Source organism: Collimonas antrihumi (assembly GCF_018304965.1).
Lineage (GTDB): Bacteria > Pseudomonadota > Gammaproteobacteria > Burkholderiales > Burkholderiaceae_D > Collimonas > Collimonas antrihumi.
On record NZ_JAGQED010000077.1, the window covers coordinates 1 to 590 of the forward strand.

Sequence of the window (590 nt, forward strand, 5' to 3'; positions counted from 1 at the left end):
AACTCGCTGGCGGCATAGGTCAATGCTTCGTCCCACGAGACTTCGCGCCACGGATCGGTGATCTTGCTGCGTATCATCGGCTTGGTGATGCGGTCCTTGTGGGTCGCGTAGCCCCAGGCAAAGCGACCTTTGACGCAAGAGTGACCGTGGTTGGCCTGACCATCCTTGTGCGGCACCATGCGCACCACTTCATTACCCTTCATCTCGGCCTTGAATGAACAGCCGACGCCGCAATACGCGCAGGTAGTGATCTTGCTGTGCTCGGCCTGGCCCATCATGATGACGGTCTTTTCAGTCAGTGTCGCCGTCGGGCAGGCTTGCACGCAAGCGCCGCATGATACACATTCCGACTCCATGAAACTGTCCATCTGTCCTGCCGAGACGCGCGATTCGAAACCGCGGCCATCAATCGTCAGCGCAAACGTACCCTGGGTTTCTTCGCAAGCGCGCACGCAACGGTTGCAGACGATGCATTTGGAAGGATCGTAGGTGAAATAAGGATTCGATTCATCCTTTTTCATCTTCAAGTGGTTGTCACCTTCGTAGCCGTAGCGCACTTCGCGCAAACCGGTCACACCTGCCATATCCTG

Annotated in this window: 1 protein-coding gene; it reads right to left on the reverse strand. The window is 56.6% G+C overall.

Features of this window, described 5'->3' with window-relative positions; genetic code table 11:
* Positions 1 to 590 (reverse strand): 4Fe-4S dicluster domain-containing protein (locus KHU29_RS22055; RefSeq protein ID WP_211455468.1); only part of this gene is annotated, 590 nt, incomplete at both ends.